The 15,808-nt window shown below is 48.7% G+C and carries 13 protein-coding genes and 2 pseudogenes; 12 read left to right on the top strand and 3 right to left on the bottom strand.

Annotated features, from left to right (window positions below):
* Nucleotides 1-76 precede the first annotated feature (76 nt).
* The 4 genes and pseudogenes from allC to NYE62_RS16530 form a co-directional block, all read left to right on the top strand.
* Entirely contained in the window at nucleotides 77-1,318 is a 1,242-nt protein-coding gene (allC, locus tag NYE62_RS16545; protein WP_040238909.1) for an allantoate deiminase, read from the top strand.
* 18 nt (nucleotides 1,319-1,336) lie between these two features.
* The gene (locus NYE62_RS16540; protein WP_060561910.1) at nucleotides 1,337-2,590 is read left to right on the top strand and encodes an alanine--glyoxylate aminotransferase family protein; all 1,254 of its coding nucleotides are present in this window, start codon (nucleotides 1,337-1,339) and stop codon (nucleotides 2,588-2,590) included.
* A 121-nt stretch (nucleotides 2,591-2,711) separates the two neighbouring features.
* Nucleotides 2,712-3,908, top strand: a complete 1,197-nt coding sequence (locus NYE62_RS16535; protein WP_144664266.1) for an MFS transporter — start codon at nucleotides 2,712-2,714, stop codon at nucleotides 3,906-3,908.
* A 941-nt stretch (nucleotides 3,909-4,849) separates the two neighbouring features.
* Nucleotides 4,850-5,016 (top strand): annotated as a pseudogene (locus NYE62_RS16530) (hypothetical protein); the annotation flags it as partial.
* Nucleotides 5,017-5,087: 71 nt separating this feature from the next.
* Here the strand turns inward: NYE62_RS16530 and NYE62_RS16525 are convergent.
* A complete protein-coding gene (locus tag NYE62_RS16525; protein WP_158676941.1) occupies nucleotides 5,088-5,453 on the bottom strand; it encodes a hypothetical protein in 366 nt (121 codons plus the stop codon).
* 98 nt (nucleotides 5,454-5,551) lie between these two features.
* On the opposite strand from NYE62_RS16525, the pseudogene NYE62_RS16520 reads away from it, so the two are divergent.
* Nucleotides 5,552-5,807: pseudogene (locus NYE62_RS16520) on the top strand (XkdF-like putative serine protease domain-containing protein); the annotation flags it as partial.
* A 144-nt stretch (nucleotides 5,808-5,951) separates the two neighbouring features.
* Here the strand turns inward: NYE62_RS16520 and NYE62_RS16515 are convergent.
* A complete protein-coding gene (locus NYE62_RS16515; RefSeq protein ID WP_251257633.1) occupies nucleotides 5,952-7,547 on the bottom strand; it encodes a PucR family transcriptional regulator in 1,596 nt (531 codons plus the stop codon).
* Between the two features lie 179 nt (nucleotides 7,548-7,726).
* On the opposite strand from NYE62_RS16515, the gene NYE62_RS16510 reads away from it, so the two are divergent.
* The 6 genes from NYE62_RS16510 (at nucleotide 7,727) to yunB (ending at nucleotide 13,533) form a co-directional block, all read left to right on the top strand.
* Nucleotides 7,727-9,091 carry an allantoinase gene (locus NYE62_RS16510; RefSeq protein ID WP_032867130.1) on the top strand — a complete coding sequence of 455 codons (1,365 nt, stop codon included), beginning with the start codon at nucleotides 7,727-7,729 and terminating at the stop codon, nucleotides 9,089-9,091.
* Nucleotides 9,092-9,163: 72 nt separating this feature from the next.
* Entirely contained in the window at nucleotides 9,164-9,517 is a 354-nt protein-coding gene (locus NYE62_RS16505; RefSeq protein ID WP_007408736.1) for a hypothetical protein, read from the top strand.
* Between the two features lie 26 nt (nucleotides 9,518-9,543).
* Nucleotides 9,544-10,395: a DUF72 domain-containing protein gene (locus tag NYE62_RS16500; protein WP_015240515.1), complete on the top strand. Its 852-nt coding sequence runs from the start codon at nucleotides 9,544-9,546 to the stop codon at nucleotides 10,393-10,395.
* Between the two features lie 19 nt (nucleotides 10,396-10,414).
* Entirely contained in the window at nucleotides 10,415-11,236 is an 822-nt protein-coding gene (locus NYE62_RS16495) for a sulfite exporter TauE/SafE family protein (RefSeq protein ID WP_007613562.1), read from the top strand.
* 17 nt (nucleotides 11,237-11,253) lie between these two features.
* Nucleotides 11,254-12,648: a bifunctional UDP-sugar hydrolase/5'-nucleotidase gene (locus NYE62_RS16490; RefSeq protein WP_015240513.1), complete on the top strand. Its 1,395-nt coding sequence runs from the start codon at nucleotides 11,254-11,256 to the stop codon at nucleotides 12,646-12,648.
* Between the two features lie 126 nt (nucleotides 12,649-12,774).
* Nucleotides 12,775-13,533, top strand: coding sequence for a sporulation protein YunB (gene yunB / locus NYE62_RS16485; RefSeq protein WP_020954305.1), 759 nt, complete (start codon nucleotides 12,775-12,777; stop codon nucleotides 13,531-13,533).
* 37 nt (nucleotides 13,534-13,570) lie between these two features.
* On the opposite strand, the gene lytH is transcribed toward yunB, so the two are convergent.
* Nucleotides 13,571-14,548, bottom strand: a complete 978-nt coding sequence (gene lytH / locus NYE62_RS16480; protein ID WP_032876720.1) for an L-Ala--D-Glu endopeptidase — start codon at nucleotides 14,546-14,548, stop codon at nucleotides 13,571-13,573.
* 202 nt (nucleotides 14,549-14,750) lie between these two features.
* On the opposite strand from lytH, the gene lipA reads away from it, so the two are divergent.
* Nucleotides 14,751-15,647 carry a lipoyl synthase gene (gene lipA, locus NYE62_RS16475; RefSeq protein WP_003151923.1) on the top strand — a complete coding sequence of 299 codons (897 nt, stop codon included), beginning with the start codon at nucleotides 14,751-14,753 and terminating at the stop codon, nucleotides 15,645-15,647.
* Nucleotides 15,648-15,808: the final 161 nt, after the last annotated feature.

The following is a 15,808-nucleotide window of genomic DNA, read 5'->3' as shown; positions in this document are numbered from 1 at the left end:
GATAATGAACTCGTTATGCGCTCCTTCTATAATGAAGATCATCTTGTCAGTTTTTCAGTTTAAAAGGAGGGCGTGTATGGAACATCAGCAGCTTTCGGCGGCGAATATCGGGATTTCCGATGACATACAATGGCTGTCTCAATTCGGCGCTTCCGCTTCCGGCGGAGTGACGAGGCTTTTATATACGAAAGAATGGATGGACGCCCAGCTTGCCGTCAAAAAGAAAATGGAGGCGTTCGGGCTGGAAACGGCATTTGACGATGTCGGAAACGTGTTCGGCCGGCTGAACGGCACAGAATCGCCTGATGAGGTGATTCTGACCGGGTCGCATATTGACACCGTTATTGACGGCGGCAAATATGACGGTGCGTTCGGCGTGCTGGCGGGCATGCTGGCGATCCGGTATTTGCATGAGACGTGCGGGCGTCCGAAAAAAACGCTGGAGGCTGTGTCGCTCTGTGAAGAGGAAGGGAGCCGTTTTCCCATCACCTATTGGGGCTCAGGCAATATCACCGGTGCTTTCTCGCTATCAGATGCGGAAACGCCGAAAGACGCGTCCGGCATTTCTCTGAAAGAAGCCATGCGGCAGAACGGCTTCGGTGCAGGCCGTTATCCAGCACCGCTGCGCACTGATATTAGTGCCTTTCTGGAAATTCATATTGAACAGGGGCAAACGCTTGAACGATCGGGAAGGGATATCGGGATTGTCACCGGGATTGCCGGACAGAGACGCTATACCGTTACGCTTGACGGTGAATGCAACCATGCCGGCACCACTTCAATGAAATGGCGGAAAGACCCGCTCGCGGCGGGAAGCAGCATCATCCACGAACTCATGCTCTCAGCGGAAAGACAGCCGGAAGAGCTCCGCCTGACGTGCGGGAAAATGACGGTTGAACCGAATATGGCGAATGTCATTCCGGGCCGTATCCAGTTTTCCGTTGATATTCGCCACCCGGAGGAAGACGTGCTGGCAGCCTTCCATCAGAAACTGGTGTCGATTGTTGAAAACATCAGCCGCAGCAAAGGAGTCAGACCCGTTATTGATGAATATATGAGGATAGAGCCGGTTCAAATGAATCAGACACTGACGCGTACCGCAGCGGAGGCTGCAAAAGAACAGGGGGCGGACCCGGAGAAAATCGTAAGCGGAGCGGGACATGACGCCCAGATGCTCGGCAGAACCTTTCCGGCCTGCATGCTGTTTGTGCCGAGCCGTGGCGGGATCAGCCACTCGCCGCTTGAATTCACACCCGCACATCAGCTTGAAACCGGCGTCCTTACGCTGGCGAATGTATTACATAAACTTGCCTATTAACGTAAAGGGGGAATCGGCGTGCCGACCAGAAAAGAATTGTGCATTCCGCAAAGAACGATTATGACACCGGGACCGACAGAAGCTGAACCGAGAGTGCTGAGGGCGATGGGCGCTCCAATCATCGGCCAGTTTGACCCGGCATTTACCGGCATCATGAACGAAACGATGCAAATGCTCCGTGAATTGTTTCAAACGGAAAACCGCTGGGCCTATCCGATTGACGGTACATCAAGAGCGGGGATTGAGGCTGTTCTCGCAAGTGTGATAGAACCGGGCGACAGCGTGCTCGTTCCGATATACGGGCGCTTCGGATACCTGCTGACTGAAATCGCCGAGCGGTACGGAGCGGACGTTCATACGATCGAGTGTGAATGGGGAACGGTCTTCCGGCCTGAAGAGATTATCAGCGAGATGAAAAAGATTTCCCCGAAAATCGTCGCTATGGTGCACGGAGAAACATCAACGGGGCGGATTCACCCGCTGAAAGAAATCGGGGAAGCGTGCCGCGCCCAAGACGCACTCTTTATCGTGGATGCCGTGGCCACGATCGGAGGCTGCGCCGTAAAAACGGATGAATGGAAGATTGACGCAGTCATCGGGGGAACGCAAAAATGCCTGTCGGTCCCTTCCGGAATGGCGCCGATTACTTATAATGACCGGACGGCAGCTGTCATTGCCGCGCGTAAAAAGGTAGAACGGGGCATTGCGACGGCAGCCGACGGCAAAAGGCTGTCCGGTCATCGACCGGTTACGAGCAACTATTTTGATCTGAGCCAGCTCGAAGATTATTGGAGTGAAAGAAGGCTGAATCACCATACAGAAGCGACAGCAATGCTTTATGCGCTGCGGGAGGGTGTGCGCCTTGTCCTGGAAGAAGGACTTGAAGAACGGTTCCGCAGGCATCAGCGTCATGAAAAAGCGCTTACGGCGGGACTTGCAGCGATGGGCCTTGATTTATTCGGCGATCCGGAGGCGAAGCTACCTGTCGTCACATGTGTGAAGATTCCGCCGGAAGCAGACGGCGAATCGATCAGAAGGATGCTTTTGTCTCAATTCGGAATTGAAATCGCCAGCTCGTTCGGTCCGCTGCAGGGGAAAATTTGGCGAATCGGAACGATGGGCTACAGCTGCAGAAAGGAAAATGTGCTGTTTGTGCTGGCCGGACTTGAAGCGGTTCTTATCAGACACGGAGTTGCCGTTAAAGCCGGGGAAGCGCTGCAGGCGGCCCTTAACATATATGATCTGCCGGCTGAAACTGGTGTGCTGTCATGAGACTTGAAAACGAGATTGAAATCATCTGGACTTTTTTCCCTTTTGCCCGTTATACTGAGTGGTATAAAAAATGACAAATATGGAATGATCATCTGTTTGTCTGGGGAGAAGGTAAGAAATCATGGCGTACATAGGCCGATTGTCAATTTTAATGCTGAATATGTTTATTGCGATGCTTGGAATCGGATTGATTATTCCGATTATGCCCACTTATATTACCGAATTCGGAGCGACGGGCAGCACGATGGGTCTGCTTGTTGCGGCGGCGGGGCTTACACAGCTTTTATTTGCGCCTATTGCCGGGGAAATAACCGACAAATACGGACGGCGGAAACTGATTATTTTCGGCATCGCCGCCTTTGCCGTGTCACAATTGATCTTCGCCTTTGCCGGAAGCCTCTGGCAATTGTTCGCATCCCGCCTTTTGGGCGGAATGGGCGCGGCGTTTTTAATGCCGTCAATGTTCGCTTACATTGCGGATATTACGACCGAAGAAGAACGCGGGAAAGGAATGGGGCTGTTCAGCGCGGCGATGACGCTTGGTGTCGTCATCGGGCCCGGTGTCGGAGGCTATTTGGTTCATTACGGCATGTCTGTGCCGTTCATCGTGTCTGCAAGTCTTGCCTGCTTTTCAAGTGTGCTTTCATTTTTCTTTCTGCCCGAAACGCTGGGACGTGAAAAGCAGCTGGAAGCCCGGGCAAAAACGGAAAAACGTGAGCATCTGTTTAAGCAAATGTCACGCGCGCTCAAATCGCCGTTCGCGTTTATGCTGATTCTGGTTTTTGTGCTGAACTTCGGAATTATGAACTTTGAATCCGTTTTCGGTCTTTACGTTGACCATAAACACGGATTTAAAGCGTCTGATATTGCCTTTATTATTACGGCCGCGGGTCTCATCGGCGTGTTTGTGCAGGCGGTCGGCGTCAGTTATCTCGTCCGCAAGTTCGGGGAAAAACGCGTGATTAACGTGACGTTGATCGGGGCTGCTGCAGGACTTGTGTGGTGCCGGTTTGCGGGTTCATATTGGGCCGTTTTTGCCGCGGCAATCTTTTTCCTGACGCTGACATCGCTGCTCCGGCCGGCGGTTAACACGATGCTGTCGAAGCTCGCCGGTGACCAGCAGGGGTTTGCGGGCGGGATGAACACCTCATTCATCAGCTTAGCGAATATCGCCGGACCGTCAGCCGCCGGTTTTCTCTTTGATGTAAATATGGAATTTCCGTATATGCTGGGAGCGGCCATTCTCACCATCAGTTTTCTGGCCGCGCTTGGCTGGGGCAAAAAGACACAGACCCGGCCGTTCACGCAGCAAGGATAAGAATCAAAAGCCTCCGGGTATCCGGAGGCTTTTTGCTGATTGCCGTTTATTCTTTGGCTGTCTGCATCTCTGAATTTGCAGAGATGCGCATAGAGGGAAAATCATATCGAACGCCATTGTGAATTATAGGAAAAACCGTTGTTCCGCATGCTCAAGCATGGCGCGAATGGAAACCGGAACAGGTGTAGATAAAGGAAAACCAGCTTTATCGCTTGACGAGTCTGACGAATTTGATGCCGGAAGTTGATCAAAAAAGAAGGCAGTCAGGCGGGGACATCATTGAGCGGTAAATGGGTGAGAAGGAAAAAGCAGTGTTTTGGAACTTGCTGTTTCGTATGCAGGGGGGAGAGCATTCTGATAAAACGGGTCATTGAAATAATACGAACTGTTCAGAAGGGGTCTATTGGTGACATTAAGGAGTGGTGGTCTTATAAAACCTTTCTCGGATGACTTTGTGATGGTTCCCCTGCACGAATTTTGCAGATTAAAACCCGCAATTAGGCCAACACACAATTATGCAAGAGACAATCATCTAAAAAGGGTGTCGGTAAGTACAATAAGGTGTACTGAAAAGGAGTTGAAAATATTGTATTATTACCCGTCATTCCATTTGTATCAGCGGCAAGAATTTAATTCTTATCCATGGGCCCATCAATTGACCCATTCAGGGAGCTCCACCTATGTTTCCGCGCGCCCTCCTTTTTATAATTCTCCATGTTACAGAGAGTGCATAAGAAGCGGAGCGGATAGTTATTTCTGCTGCTATATCTGCGGTTTTTGTTAAAAAGAAAGACTTATAGAAGTAAGTGATCTTTCCAAGATGACAGTGAGACCATTATCCAGACAGCCATTAGCCAACATAAGAAGCTTCATTACGATTCACGGAGGGGAAGCGCCCCTCCTTTTTTGGAAATTTTATAAAATCCCCTTGCACGGCCCGTCAGAAGCGGTATTTGGTCTTGATGTGTTCGACTGTTGGTGTTGACAAAGAATTCAAGATACCAGGAAGCAGCGAAACTTGTATGTATCAGCGAGACACAAAGCTTTCCGCCGTGAGCGGGTTAGTTGTCACTGCGTTCTATCGCCTGTGGTAAATAACGAAATTTAGGGGCTGTCAGCTGAGGAAAAATAAAAAATTCGAAACGCCGCAATCATTTAATTAAAAAGAAGAGATAGAATCTATCTCTTCAGGTTATTACTCAACAAAAAATAGTATCGGGTTCTCCAAGTGAAGGAGTCATCATAGAATTCGATGTATGCTTGTCCTTTAGCTACTGCAAAGACTTGGACAGTGCTGATGCTACCTAACGTTGTATATTTAATAGCATTGGGTTTTGTGAGCGGATTAAAGGAAATGTGGTTACCTGCATTAGCAAAAGTTCTTACATCTCCAACTTTTAAGGTGATACGGGTTTCTGTTGGGTCCCATATGTTCTTATTCACTTTAGTAGTGGGCCCGGCAGCTGATGCTGAAGAGTTAAAAAAAGGCGCGAAAACGAATGAAACAATTGCAAGTGATAACAAAGCATTTTTAGCTAGTTTCAAAGTGAAACCTCCTTTTGTCTTTTATAGGATAAAAATAACACTTAACGGAAATGTAACAATGGAGAAATTGTTAAATATTCTTTGAAATGAGTGAACACATGCCAAGAGAACTGATAAATGCAAAAATCACACATGTTTCTTACGTAGACAAGGCTGCTAATCAAAAGCAGTTTTTTTATGAAATCAGAAAAGGAAAAGCAACATGACTTTCAGGGCGGCGTTGGTGAAGTGGTTGAGTCTTATGTCGCTCCCCGCTGATTTTTAAATGAATGGCGAAACCATCAAAAAAGGATCATGGGTGCTTGTGACAAAGGTTCCGAGGCAATTTGGGATGAAATTAAAAAGGGTGAGATTATCGGTTGCATCCCGGATATTAGAAAAAGCCTGATGACATCACTGGAAGCAGATTTTGATGGCAGCATTTTGAGAATTTAGCTGAATGAATCCCTCTTAAATAGGATGCGGGAGAACACCCGCATCCCTGTCTCTAACGATTCCTTAACCGATCAGCCGCTGCATTCTCAGCGCGAGCCGCAGGCGCATCGTCGTCTCCGGATCTTTTAAGCTTTTGCCGAGCAGTTCCTCGCATTTTTCTAAACGATAGATCACCGTATTTCGATGGACGTACAGGCGCTTAGCCGTTTCTGAAATCTGGCAGTGGGTCTCCAGGTAAACAGACAGCGTATGAAGCAGGCTCTGGTCCTCCTTTTGCCGGTCGGCCAGGCTTTGGAGGGTGGCTTCGTAAAACTTCTTCACATCTTCCGCCGGAAGCAGGCGGAGCAGCTCCGGCACGTCTTTGGCATGATAGATTTGAATAAACTCGGCGCTTCTGGACAAATGCCCGGATGAAATGGCGTCTGAAGCTTCAGTAAAAGCGTCAGGGACGTCGATCAGCTTTTGGCATATGTTTGAGATGCCGAAGGAGACAGTCCGTTTAAATTGCGTCCGGACCTGCTTTTGAAACTGCTCCAAAAAGCTGATGACAGACGCGTGCATTTCATTCCAGCTGTCTGTCGCTTCAATTAAAAGAATACCGACATTTCCTTTAATAAAGAGATGAGGGGGAAACGGAAAGGATGACAGCTCCCCTTCAAGCAGATCAAATACATGATCGGAAACGAGCTGATTTTCGGTAAAGCTGATCGTTTTCTCATTTCGGTCGAGTTTTCCGCAAATGCACATGTATTTCTGATCCCAGCGGAGCCGGAATTCTTTGGCGCGGCTTTTGATTTCTTCATGGCCGGTAAACGAGCGGTCGATGAAATTGCTGAAAAATTCATTGCGCGCCCGTCTGCCGAATTGTTTGACGGCATTTTCTTTCAGCAGTTCAAAGGAAATGACGTTGGCCGCCTGTTCAATTGTCAAAATCATGCCTTTATCAGCGGTCTGCACGAGCTCCGGAATCACCAGATAACCGCAGTTTTTTTCAACATTCAGAATCGGCAGGACAGAATACGCCTTTCTGTCGGACAGCATGGAAAAGCAGGTGAAATAAGGCCCGGAAAGGGAATAACAGATGTGTTTCAATAAAGACGTGTCAATGGGTATGCGGTGGGACGATGATAAGAGTTTTGTATGCTGATCCAAAAGCAGCACGGGAAGCCGGAGAATGTCTGAGAGCTTCTTAAGCAGGGATTGCAGCCCCTTGCCGCTCATGATGTGGTTTGTGAATTTTTTATGGGCGTAAATGGCCTGCTGTAGCTCATTTGAACGCATATCAAGAATATGGCTCAGTGTGGCGTTGACGATATCTCCGAGCCTGATGTCTTCCGGCAGCTCAATAATCGGAAATTCATACCGGTCGGCAAGCTCCGCGGCATCTTTCGGAATGACATTAAGATAACGCTTCGTTTTGATCCCCAGTCCCGCGCAGCCCCGTTTTGCCATGAGGCGGATCAAATCTTTCAACAGCTGCGGGCGGTCCTTCAAGTGATAAGCCGTGGTGACGAGCAATTCGTTTTTATGTAAAAAATCAGCGATGTCCGGCGCATCCATCATGTTGACGTGCTGCACCCCCCTCCATCCGCCGGATTTGCCTGCGATTAATGTTGCCCGCTCATAAGCGGGAATCTTCATCACGTCATAAATATTCATCAGTCAGTCTCCTTTCAGGTTCTAAAGACAACCATTGGTTAATATGAATAAAAATCATCAAAAATTATAGCGGTTTTGCTGATGTATTACGATCATAGTAGCAGTAAACTGGCAATCATAGACGCATGTTGTGATAAAAACTGACAGAAAATCGTCATCCTTACAGGGAGGAAGATAAAATGGCCTATGACGTAATTGTAAAGGGTGCGAAAGCTGTACGAAAAGGCGGAACAGAGCGGGCTGATATCGCCGTCAAGGACGGGAAAATCGCCTTGATCGGACCCGGCATTGACGAAAACGCGGAACAAGTGGTGCAGGCGGACGGCATGTATGTGTTTCCGGGCGCGGTCGATTGTCACGTCCATTTCAATGAACCCGGCCGAGAAGAATGGGAAGGCATTGAAACCGGCTCAAACATGCTGGCTGCCGGCGGCTGTACGGCTTATTTTGATATGCCGCTTAACTGCATCCCTTCGACGGTAACTGCTGAAAACCTGCTGGCAAAGGCGGAAATCGCCGAACGGAAGTCAGCGGTTGATTTTGCGCTTTGGGGCGGTTTGATGCCCGGATATACCGAACATATCCGGCCGATGGCAGAAGCGGGGGCAATCGGGTTTAAAGCGTTTCTGTCTAAATCGGGAACGGATGAATTTCAATCAGCCGATGAACGGACTCTTTTAAAGGGAATGAAGGAAATCGCAGCGTGCGGCAAGATTTTGGCCCTGCACGCAGAAAGCGACGCCCTCACCCGATTCCTTGAAGCCGAGTACGCGCTCCAAGGGAAAATTGATGCCCGCGCTTACGCTTCCTCACGTCCGGAAGAAGCCGAATGCGAGGCTGTGCAGCGGGCGATTGAATATGCAAGAGCGACGGGATGCGCGCTTCATTTTGTACATATCAGCACGAAACGGGCCGTGCTCTCCATTCAGCAGGCGAAAAAAGACGGATTGGATGTCACCGTTGAAACGTGTCCGCACTACTTATTATTCAGCTTTGAAGACTTCCTCAAAAAAGGGGCGGCCGCCAAATGCGCTCCGCCGCTCCGCTCAGAGGCGGATAAAGAGGAATTGATCGGAGTTTTGGCTGAGGGCCTGATTGATATGGTGTCTTCGGATCATTCTCCCTGTCATCCGTCTTTGAAACGCGAGGATAATATGTTTCTGTCGTGGGGCGGGATCAGCGGAGGCCAATTTACGCTTCTCGGCATGATTCAATTAGCGATCGATCATGGGATTCCGTTTGAACATGTGGCCCGATGGACGGCCGAAGCACCTGCCAAGCGCTTCGGTTTAACGAATAAAGGACGGCTTGAAGAGGGATTTGACGCTGATTTTGCCATCGTCCGGCCGGAACCTTTTACCGTCACAAAAGAAACGATGTTTTCCAAACATAAGCAAAGCCTGTATGAAGGCCGCACCTTTCCATACCGAATTGCTGCGACCTACAGCAAGGGACGCTGTGTGTATCAGGATGGAGGCCGTAAGCAGAGCGGGGCTTTCGGAACATTCCTGAAGCCTTCTCAAATAAAAGAGCCGATTCTCTGATGAGAATCGGCTTTTTTTGTCGTTTGGAAAGCGGGTCTCGTGGTATCTTTTTATAAAAAGGAGTAAAACACATTGTATGATCAAATCTTGAACATATTAACGGCATCCTGGTCGCGCAAGACTAGTACAAAATGGACGGAAGATTGCCCGGCCAAAGGCCAGTGCGGCGTGACGGCTTTAGTCATCCAAGATGTTTACGGCGGTGACATTCTCAAAACAAAAACCGGCACAAGCTGGCATTTTTATAACCGAATAGACGGGGAGATATATGATTTCACGAGCGGTCAGTTTTCAGAGCCGATCGTCTATCAGCACATTCTTTCTTCCAGAGATGAGGCATTTTCGGACACCAATGAACATCAGTATCGGTTCCTGAAAAGTGCATTCAGAAAAAACATGGAAACAGAAAGAGAAAAACACCTGTGATAAACTAGAGTGAGAGGTGAAGGATTGTGATTTATATCGGACTGACGGGGTGGGGGGATCATGACAGCATCTATCCGCCTAAAACAGCGGGCCCGCAAAAACTGCAGGCGTATTCCTCCCATTTTCCCATCGTTGAGCTGGACGCGAGCTTTTACGCGATACAGCCCGCCCGCAATAATGAAAGATGGGTCAAAGAGACGCCGGAATCTTTTCAATTTGTCATTAAGGCATATCAAGGAATGACGGGCCATCAGCGCGGCGATATTCCCTATGAATCGAAGGAAGAAATGTTTGAGGCGTTTAAGCTGTCATTATCGCCGTATATAGAGCATGGAAAGCTTGCCATGGTGCTGTTCCAATTCCCGCCGTGGTTTGACTGCAAGAAAGAAAACGTCGCATATTTAAGATGGTGCAGGCAGCAGATGGGCGATATCCCGTGCGCGCTTGAATTCCGCAACCGGTCTTGGTTTTCCCCGCCATTTTATGAACAGACGCTTTCCTTTATGAAGGAGGAAGGCTGGATTCACAGCATATGTGACGAGCCGCAAATCGGCGAGGGCAGCATTCCGACCGTCCTGAAAGCAACGGATGAAGAAAAAACGCTTGTCCGTTTTCACGGGCGGAACAAACAGGGCTGGATCAAACCAGACGGCGGACAAAACTGGCGTGAGGTCAGATATTTATACCGCTATAACAAACAGGAGCTCAAAGATTGGAAAAACAATCTTCAGGTGCTGAAAAAACAGTCGCGCAATCTGTATGTGCTCTTCAATAATAACTCAGGCGGAGACGCTGCCGATAACGGGCTTGAGATGCTTGAAATGTTAAATATCTCATATACCGGGCTTGCTCCGAAGCAGCTCGACCTATTCAGCTAGAAAAGAGGTTTCAAGACACATGTCTTATCTTATTTTGATCATATTAGGATTTATCGCGGGAACGGTCGGCAGCCTGATCGGGCTTGGGGGAGGAATTATCATCGTGCCGGCAATGCTCTATTTAAGCACGATGACTCCGTTTTTCCATGACGTAACACCGCAGACTGCCATCGGCACGTCCCTTTTGGTGATTATTTTTACGGGCCTGTCATCAACTCTGGCCTATATGAAATATAAAACCGTTGACTACAAAAGCGGACTGATCTTTTTTATCGGTTCCGGCCCGGGAAGCATCATCGGCGCGTATTTGTCTAAACTTTTTAATGCGCATACGTTTTCCGTCTGGTTCGGACTTTTTATGATTTTGATTTCCATTACATTAATGCTGAAGGCGAAAGCAAAACCGGTCAATAAAGCGCATAAAGGCATGATCCGGACATATGAGGATGAATCGGGTGAGCTTTATACATATTCGTACCGTATTTTTACCGGTATCGTGATTGCCTTTTTCGTCGGTTTATTGGGCGGTCTTTTCGGCATTGGCGGCGGCTCTCTTATGGTTCCGGCCATGATGCTGTTATTTTTGTTCCCGCCGAAAGTGGCTGTGGCGACGTCAATGCTCATTATTTTCTTATCCTCCGTGACGGGTTCCGTGTCACATATCGCAGAGGGCCATGTCAATTGGCTGTATGCGCTGTGCCTCGTTCCGGGCGCGTGGTTCGGCGGCAAAATGGGCGCGTGGGTCAATAAGCGGGTGCAGACGAAAACGATCGTGCTTTTCATGCGGGTCGTCTTGATTTTGATCGGCTGTGAATTGATTTATCAAGGGATATTCAGCTAAAAGGTAGGAGAGATGGTATGTTAGAGAAGCTCCGTTTATATCATACGAATGATTTGCACAGCCATTTCGAAAATTGGCCGAAAATCGTACATTATATTGAGCAGAAGAGAAGTGAGCATGAAAAAAACGGGGAGGAAACACTCGTATTCGACATCGGCGATCATATGGACCGATTCCAAATGATAACGGAAGCGACCTTCGGCAAAGCGAATGTCGACTTGTTAAACCGGCTTGAGATCGATGCGGCTGCCGTCGGGAATAATGAAGGAATTACGCTGCCTCACGATGAGCTGGCGGATTTATATACCCATGCCGCGTTTCCCGTCATTGTGTCTAACCTGTTTGACGCGGATGGACAGCGGCCGGAATGGGCCGAGCCCTACGTGATCAAAACGCTGAAAAACGGGATGACCGCCGGCATACTCGGCGTCACGGTGCCGTATTATCCCGTCTATCAAAAACTAGGCTGGACGGTGACGGATGCGGAAAAAAGCATTCAAGAATCACTTGACGATATCAAGGGCAAAGCGGACATCATCATTCTGCTTTCTCATTTAGGCCTGATCGATGACCGGGCCGCAGCGGAAAAATTTCCGGACATCGATGTCATTCTTGAATCACATACGCACCACCTTCTTGAGGACGGACAGGACATAAACGGCGTATTGCTTGCATGTGCGGAGAAATACGGGAACTATGTCGGCTGTGTCGAGCTGACGATAGAAAGTGAATCACGAACCATTGTCAGCAAACAGGCGTCTGTACAGAAAATGGCTGATTGGCAAGGGGAATCTGAAGATACGGCGGCTTTTCTGAAAGAGAAGGAACGGGAAGCGGAAAACCTGCTCTCCGAACAAGTCGCCAACCTGAATGAAGAAGCCGGCGTGAAGTGGTTTGAGGAATCGCCGCTCCCGCTTCTATTAGCCGAAGCGCTGAAAAGCTGGTGCGGCTGTGAAGTCAGCATGGTGAATTCAGGCGTTATTTTGGGGCCTTTACAGAAGGGGCCTGTCACAAAGCTTGACCTGCACCGCATCTGCCCTCATCCGATCAATCCGGTGGCCGTTCGTCTATCAGGCAGGGAACTCCAGGAAACAATCAGCCAGGCTGCCTCGGAACAAATGGAGCAGCTGCGGATAAAAGGCCTCGGCTTCCGCGGGGAAGTGATGGGCAGGATGGTATATGCCGGAGCGGAGGCAGAGGCCGGCATTCTTGAAGACGGTGTGACACATCTCCTCAATGTGAAAGTGAACGGAGAAGAGATTGATCCGGAGCGGATATACTCGGTTGCCGTTCTCGACATGTTTACACTCGGAAAGCTGTTCCCTTACATCCGCGATTCAAAAGAAAAGCAATACTTTATGCCGGAGTTTTTAAGGGATCTGCTCGCCTGGAAGCTCGCGCGGCAGCCGTAATGTCAGATATCCGCCGACCGTTCCTTTACATCCGAGTGAAGGTAAGCGGGACTTTTTAAGAGTGAAAATAAAATACTATGTCCCCTCTTACAAGCATACATTGTGATATGTAAGGGGGGATTTTTCTTGCCTAGATACCGGAGCGCTCTTCGCAAGAGAGGGCCTTTGCCTTTTCGATATGTGCTTCTTCTGTCGTTTGCTTTTTTTATCATATCGACGGTCATCAGCCTTTGGATGATCAACTCCTCAATCAAACCGGTGCTGATGAACATAGGAGAAATGGAAACCAAACGGGTGGCGACAGAGGTCATTACGGAATCCATTGAAGAATACATGTCTCACAGCGACAATGTGAAAGATATGGTCGATATGAAAACGGATGAAAACGGAAAAGTCACAACGATGGATTTTAATACACAAATGGTCAACAGCATGAAGGCGAAAGTGACAAAGCAGCTTCAGGCTCATCTGAAGGAAGCGGAGTCGAACAATAAGCAGCATGAAACGGAAAAAGGCGCGAAAACGGCCGATGAAATTATGATCGATATTCCCTTAGGGCAGGTCACGGGAAACAGCATTCTCGGAAATCTGGGGCCGAAAATCCCCGTGCGCTTTAACCTGATCGGTGATGCGTTAACTGATGTGAAAACAAAAATAAAGCCGTATGGCATTAACAATGCCCTGATCGATATCAGTATTTTTGTGGAAATAAAAGTGAAGGTCATTATTCCGTTTGCCAGTAAGACATCAGTCGTGACAAATAATATTCCGGTCTCCATTAAAGCGATTCAAGGAGAGGTGCCGCAGTTTTATAACGGAAGCGGCGGGTCAGGTGTGACGCCTTCCGTCCAGCTGCCGAGTGAAAAACAGAAGAAAGATAAATAAAAACACACAGCCGCAATCTTTCCTGGCGGCTGTGTGTTTACTTTTTCCTGCGGATTTCTTTTCGTTCCCATGCCCTTAAATGGGGATACGGATCAAAAGACCATTCCGATCTGCCGTTATCTTTATACATCCCGTAGTGAAGATGCGGCGGAAATTTTCCCGCGGTGCCCGGCGGTCCGTACCCAGAACTGCCGACAGAGCCGATCACCTCTCCGGGTTTGACGATCTGGCCTTTATGCACACCTTTTGCAAAGCCGTTCAGGTGAGCGAAGTAGTGATACGTGTTATTGATATCCCTGATGCCGATTCTCCAGCCGCCGAAACGGTTCCAGCCCTTCATTTCAACAATACCGTAGCAGGTCGATCTGACGGGGAGCCCGTAATGAGCGAACAGATCCGTTCCTTCGTGAATCCGGCGCCCGCCGAAACCCCGTGCGGCGCCCCATGTGCTGCGGTAGCTGTAATCCGTCTTCACGGGAAGCGGAAAAGCGTGCTCTCCGAGATCAAGGCGGCCGAACGTTTTAAACAGTGTCATGAATTCGGTGATAATGCCGACCGTCTGATCACGGCGGTAATAATTCCAGAGACCGATGCGGATATGGTCAAGATCGGTTCCGAATCCCGCTAAATACTGAGCAAATGTATAAAGGATATCCTCATCATTGCTTACCTCGGCTTTTCCGTCGCCGTCGCCGTCCAGGCCGATCCCGTCAAATACTTTAATGCTGAGAGGCGCATCGTCCTTAGGATTTGGATTTTCAGGGCCGCTCCACAAATGATCCGGAATATAAATGCTGATGATTCCCGCTTTTTCCGGCAGATCCTTTCGGTTTGAGCGGACATTTTCTTCATATTGATCAACTGCCGCAAGCACATACCAAGGAATCTGCGTGACTGCTTCGGCTTTGCGGTACAACTGCATCCGTTCGCCGTAAACAGGAGCCGATTGTTCTTTTCCGCTTGCAGCCGGACAGAAAACTGATAAAAGGAGAAGAGCAGATAACAGAACTTTCACAACATGATCTCCTTTCAGGATTGAATACAAATAGTTTGCGGCAACAATCCGAGAAAATGTAAGTAATTCTCTTCCCTTGTCGAGAAATTTTTCCTATGTTAAAGTGACTATTGAATAGAAATCCGCAAGTTTTATATCCATCGTGAAATAGAAATTTTTCGCACACGAACATGAATAAAGGGATAATGGAGATGATGGGGAAATGGCAAAGAAAGACGAGCATCTGAGAAAGCCGGAATGGCTCAAAATAAAGCTGAACACGAATGAAAACTATACGGGTCTGAAAAAATTAATGCGTGAAAATAATCTGCATACCGTATGTGAAGAAGCAAAATGCCCGAACATCCATGAATGCTGGGCTGTCAGACGTACGGCGACGTTCATGATTCTCGGTTCCGTCTGTACGAGAGCATGCCGCTTCTGCGCTGTAAAAACGGGTCTGCCGACCGAGCTGGATCTGCAGGAACCGGAACGCGTAGCTGATTCCGTCGCGCTGATGAATTTAAAACACGCCGTCATCACGGCCGTAGCGCGTGATGATCAGAAAGACGGCGGAGCAGGCGTCTTTGCGGAAACGGTCCGGGCGATCCGCAGAAAAAGCCCGTTCACGACAATTGAAGTGCTGCCATCCGATATGGGCGGAAATTACGACAACCTGAAAACATTAATGGATACCCGTCCTGATATTCTGAACCACAACATTGAAACCGTCCGCCGCCTGACACCGAGAGTCCGGGCCCGCGCAACATATGACCGTTCTTTGGAATTCTTGCGCCGTGCGAAAGAAATGCAGCCTGACATCCCGACGAAATCAAGCATTATGATCGGTCTCGGCGAAACGAAGGAAGAAATTATTGAAGTGATGGACGACCTGCTTGCGAACAATGTCGACATCATGGCGATCGGCCAATACCTGCAGCCGTCGAAAAAACATTTAAAAGTCCAAAAATATTATCATCCGGACGAATTTGCCGAACTGAAAGAAATCGCGATGCAAAAAGGCTTCAGCCACTGTGAAGCAGGCCCGCTTGTCCGTTCTTCCTACCATGCGGATGAACAAGTGAACGAAGCGTCTAAAAAACGCCAGGCCCAAGCATAAGATAAGCCGAAAAAACCCAAAACGCCGCAGGTTTTGGGTTTTTTGTGATGGAGCCGTTTTTGCAGGGAAAAAGTCATTCTTGAATAAGGATCGTCTGAACCGCTACACTGGATATAAAGAGGAAAAATTCTCCGTCCGTCCGAACCGTCTCATTTTGCAAT

Source organism: Bacillus sp. FSL K6-2861, assembly GCF_038630725.1.
Lineage (GTDB): Bacteria > Bacillota > Bacilli > Bacillales > Bacillaceae > Bacillus > Bacillus velezensis.
Note: the sequence above shows the minus strand (reverse complement) of the source record. Positions and strands in the feature narration are given on the sequence as shown.

Excerpts from the sequence above, each read along its gene's own strand:
- allC (WP_040238909.1), top strand. The coding sequence starts at position 77 with ATGGAACATCAGCAGCTTTCGGCGGCGAATATCGGGATTTCCGATGAC.
- NYE62_RS16535 (WP_144664266.1), top strand. The coding sequence starts at position 2,712 with ATGGCGTACATAGGCCGATTGTCAATTTTAATGCTGAATATGTTTATT.
- NYE62_RS16515 (WP_251257633.1), bottom strand. The coding sequence starts at position 7,547 with ATGAATATTTATGACGTGATGAAGATTCCCGCTTATGAGCGGGCAACA.
- NYE62_RS16510 (WP_032867130.1), top strand. The coding sequence starts at position 7,727 with ATGGCCTATGACGTAATTGTAAAGGGTGCGAAAGCTGTACGAAAAGGC.
- NYE62_RS16495 (WP_007613562.1), top strand. The coding sequence starts at position 10,415 with ATGTCTTATCTTATTTTGATCATATTAGGATTTATCGCGGGAACGGTC.
- NYE62_RS16490 (WP_015240513.1), top strand. The coding sequence starts at position 11,254 with ATGTTAGAGAAGCTCCGTTTATATCATACGAATGATTTGCACAGCCAT.
- lipA (WP_003151923.1), top strand. The coding sequence starts at position 14,751 with ATGGCAAAGAAAGACGAGCATCTGAGAAAGCCGGAATGGCTCAAAATA.